Origin of the sequence: Halolamina salina, from assembly GCF_042678005.1 — an archaeon.
GTDB lineage: Archaea > Halobacteriota > Halobacteria > Halobacteriales > Haloferacaceae > Halolamina > Halolamina salina.
Genome location: NZ_JBHUDH010000091.1, coordinates 5,641 through 8,988 on the forward strand (window position 1 = coordinate 5,641; position 3,348 = coordinate 8,988).

The following is a 3,348-nucleotide window of genomic DNA, read 5'->3' on the forward strand; positions in this document are numbered from 1 at the left end:
CCACGTCGGCGCCGACGCTGGCTGGCTCTTCGAGTATCGACAGCGCGACCGGGTCGGAGCCGAGACAGAAGATCGCGCCCGCCTCGCCGGCGATCTCGCCGAACTCGGCGAGGTTCGGCTCGATACAGCCCCGGACGGTCGGCGTCTCGGCGTAGACGAACAGCGTCTCCTCGTCCACCGCGTCGGCGAGCGCGTCGATATCGGCGGTTCCCTGGTCCGAGGGGTACTCCTCGATCCGTAGGTCCGCGCCGTCGACGTAGTTCGCGAGCACGGAGCGTTTCCCCGCCCGCAGTTGCTCGGGGACGAGCACGACTTCGCCGTCGGCGCTCCGGACGCGCTCGGCGAGCAGCGCGGCCTCGCCCAGCGCGGTCGCGGCGTCGTACATCGAGCAGTTGGCGATCCCCAGCCCCGTCAGCTCCACGAGCATCGACTGGTACTCGAACAGCGCCTGCAGGAACCCCTGCGTGATCTCGGGCTGGTACTGCGTGTAGGAGGTCAGGAACTCCGAGCGCTTCGAGAGGCTGTCGACGACGCTCGGCACGTAGTGCTCGTAGTGGCCGCGGCCGAGGAACTCCGTCAGGTCGTCGTTCCGGCCGAGGAGGCCGGAGAGCTCTCGGCGGAGTTCCTGCTCGCTGCGCGCGTCGATGCCGAACTCGCCGTCGAACGCGACGGGCTCGGGGATGTCGAACAGTTCGGCCTCGTCCTCGGCGCCGACGGCGTCCAGCATCGCCGCCGTCTCGGCCTCGGTGTGGGGGGCGTACGGGCTTCCGCTCATCGTCCCCCTCCGTGGCGAGACAGGCTCCGTCCGTGGTGAGAACTGCCGTGGCTCATGGTCGAAACCGTGGCACTTCGGGGACAAAGACGTGCCGACTCCGGCGCGCGACTGGGGGTGACTGTGCAGGGTCGTGCCGGCGAAACGTCAGTTCCCGACGCTCCCGCCCGATTCGAAGCTCGCGACGTTCACGACGACGAACAGCACCAACAGCGCGGCGCCGCCGAAGACGAGCGCAGTGTTCCGTTGCTGGCCGGGCGTGAGGTCGAACCGATCGGCGGCCCACGGCGTGGCGACAACGCCCGAGAGCAGCAGGCACAGCCCCGAGAGCGCGAGCCACGCGCCGCCCAGCGGCGACGCGCCGACCGCGAGCGCGCCGTAGCCGAGCAGGACGACGCCGAGGGCGGCGACGACGACGGGGACGAACCCGACCGATCGCTGGCTGGATCTGGTACGCACGGCTGTTCTCTGGCTCGCTCGGCGGATAGCTATTGCGGGCGTCGGGATGCGAAGAAAACGGTCGTTGCCGGCGGTTCAGGCGATCTGTGCTTCGTACTCCTCGGCGTCCATCAGCTCCTCGAACTCCGACTCGTCGCTGGGCTCGACCTCCAGCAGCCAGCCGTCGCCGTAGGGGTCCTCGTTGACCAGTTCGGGCTGGTCGTGGAGGTCCTCGTTCACGGCGACGACCTCGCCGGAGATCGGCGCGTAGAGATCCGACACCGCCTTGATCGACTCGACGACGCCGAACGCCTCGTCGTGGCTGATCTCGTCGCCCTCGTCGGGCAGTTCCACGAACACCACGTCGCCGAGTTCGTCCTGCGCGAAGTCGGAGATGCCGATTCGGGTGGGCTCGTCGGTGGTGACCCACTCGTGCGATGCGAGGTAGTTCCGGTCGTCGGGTACGTCGAAGCTCATTGGTCGATGAAGGGGGGTGTGGTGACTGCCGCTCGTTTCTCCTCGCCGCGGATCACGACGTGCACCTCGGTGCCGTCCTCGGCCAGTTCCGTGGGCAGGTAGCCAAGCGCGATCGGCTCCTCCAGCGTGGGACTCATCGTCCCGCTGGTGACCTCGCCGACGGTCTCGCCGTCGTGGGTGATCTCGTAGCCGTGGCGGGCGACGCCGCGCTCCTGCAGCGTGAGCCCGGTGAACGTCTCGTCGATCCCCGACTCGTTCTGGGCCGCCAGCGCGTCGCGGCCGACGAACTCGGTGTCGAGGTCGACGGTGAAGCCGATCCCGGCCTCGTAGGGCGTCCGGGGGTTCTCCTCGGGGTGGAAGTCCTGCCCGGAGAGGAGCAGGCCGGCCTCCATCCGGAGCGTGTCCCGCGAGCCGAGCCCGCAGGGCTGGCAGTCGAACGCCGCCCAGACCGTCTCGGCGTCGGAGGTGTCACAGAGGATCTCCACGCCGTCCTCGCCGGTGTAGCCCGTACGGGCCACCAGACAGTCGACGCCGGCGACGGTCGCCTCCGTCGCCGTGAACCGCGAGAGGTCGGCGATCTCGTCGCTCTCCTCGGCCAGCGGGGCGTCGATCGAGTCGACCGCCTCGCTCGTGAGTCCGATCGCGTCGGGGCCTTGGACCGCGAACATCGCCCAGTCCTCGGTCTCGTTCTCGACCGTGGCGTCGAGGTCGTGTTCGTCGCGGTAGTCGACCCAGCGCGCCTCGGCCTCCTCGTCGTGGCCGGCGTTGGGGACGAACAGGAACCCGCCGTCGGGCAGGCGGTAGATCATCGTGTCGTCCTGGATGATCCCGTCCTCGTCGGTGATGCAGGTGTACTGGGCGTCGCCCGCGCCCATGGCGGACACGTCGTTGGTCGTGAGCCGTTGCATCAGTGTCTCGGCGTCGGGACCCTCGACGCGGATCTCCCCCATGTGGGAGACGTCGAAGATCCCGGCGGCCTCCCGGACGGCGGCGTGTTCGGCCCGGATGGAGTCGAACTCCACGGGCATCTCCCAGCCGCCGAAGTCGGTGAACCCCGCGCCGCGGTCCTCGTGGACCCCGTACAGCGGTGGTCGCCGTGTGGCCATAGAGGCTGTGCCGGTGGCGGGAAGTAATGTCTTGCCATCCGCCGCCTGCGGTCCCAAAGGCTAACTGCCACACGGTCCAGAAAGCCCGTGTGCCAGCGCTCGTCGAACTGTTCCGGCTCGGGCAAGTCGTCGTGCTGTCGGCGACGCTACCGTTCACCGCCGTCGCCGCGCGCGGCTTCCGCGGGACGCCGTTCGGACGGGTCGTCCGCCCGCTCGTCCCGATCACCGTCGCGTACCTCGCGATCGCGGCGACCAAGGTGGTCGCCCCCGCCGCGGCGACCACCGCCAGCCGCGCCTTCGGCACGCTCGCCGTCGTCCTGATGGCGTGGACCGCGATGCAGGCGATCCTGCTCCTGAGCGGGCGGAGGGCGCTATGACCAGCCACGCCCTGTTGACGGTCCAGACCGTCGTGCTGGTCACGATCTCGTTGGCGATCCTCTACCCGGTCGTCGCCTACTCCCGGTCGGTGCTGCACACCGAGGCTATCGTGGCGCTGGCGGCGTCGACGCTCGTGTTCACGGTCGGATCGCTGGTCGAACAGGCGCCTGGACGCCC

Annotated in this window: 5 protein-coding genes and 1 pseudogene (1 of these 6 only partly in view); 2 read left to right on the plus strand and 4 right to left on the minus strand. The window is 69.5% G+C overall.

From position 1 onward, the window contains the following. The 4 genes and pseudogenes from gcvPA to gcvT form a co-directional block, all read right to left on the minus strand. A pseudogene (gcvPA, locus tag ACFR9S_RS08610) lies at window positions 1-775 on the minus strand (aminomethyl-transferring glycine dehydrogenase subunit GcvPA); it reaches 561 nt to the left of the window's first position. 144 nt (window positions 776-919) lie between these two features. Further along, entirely contained in the window at window positions 920-1,231 is a 312-nt protein-coding gene (locus ACFR9S_RS08615) for a hypothetical protein (RefSeq protein ID WP_379818429.1), read from the minus strand. A 75-nt stretch (window positions 1,232-1,306) separates the two neighbouring features. Further along, window positions 1,307-1,687, minus strand: a complete 381-nt coding sequence (gcvH, locus tag ACFR9S_RS08620; RefSeq protein WP_379732607.1) for a glycine cleavage system protein GcvH — start codon at window positions 1,685-1,687, stop codon at window positions 1,307-1,309. After that, window positions 1,684-2,793: a glycine cleavage system aminomethyltransferase GcvT gene (gcvT, locus tag ACFR9S_RS08625; protein WP_379732608.1), complete on the minus strand. Its 1,110-nt coding sequence runs from the start codon at window positions 2,791-2,793 to the stop codon at window positions 1,684-1,686. Before gcvT ends, gcvH begins: the two co-directional genes overlap by 4 nt. Before the next feature lie 89 nt (window positions 2,794-2,882). On the opposite strand from gcvT, the gene ACFR9S_RS08630 reads away from it, so the two are divergent. Next, window positions 2,883-3,170: a hypothetical protein gene (locus ACFR9S_RS08630; RefSeq protein WP_379818430.1), complete on the plus strand. Its 288-nt coding sequence runs from the start codon at window positions 2,883-2,885 to the stop codon at window positions 3,168-3,170. Then, on the plus strand, window positions 3,167-3,348 hold a 182-nt coding region (locus tag ACFR9S_RS08635), incomplete at its 3' end, for a hypothetical protein (RefSeq protein WP_379818431.1). The genes ACFR9S_RS08630 and ACFR9S_RS08635, both read left to right, overlap by 4 nt.

Excerpts from the sequence above, each read along its gene's own strand:
- gcvH (WP_379732607.1), bottom strand. The coding sequence starts at position 1,687 with ATGAGCTTCGACGTACCCGACGACCGGAACTACCTCGCATCGCACGAG.
- gcvT (WP_379732608.1), bottom strand. The coding sequence starts at position 2,793 with ATGGCCACACGGCGACCACCGCTGTACGGGGTCCACGAGGACCGCGGC.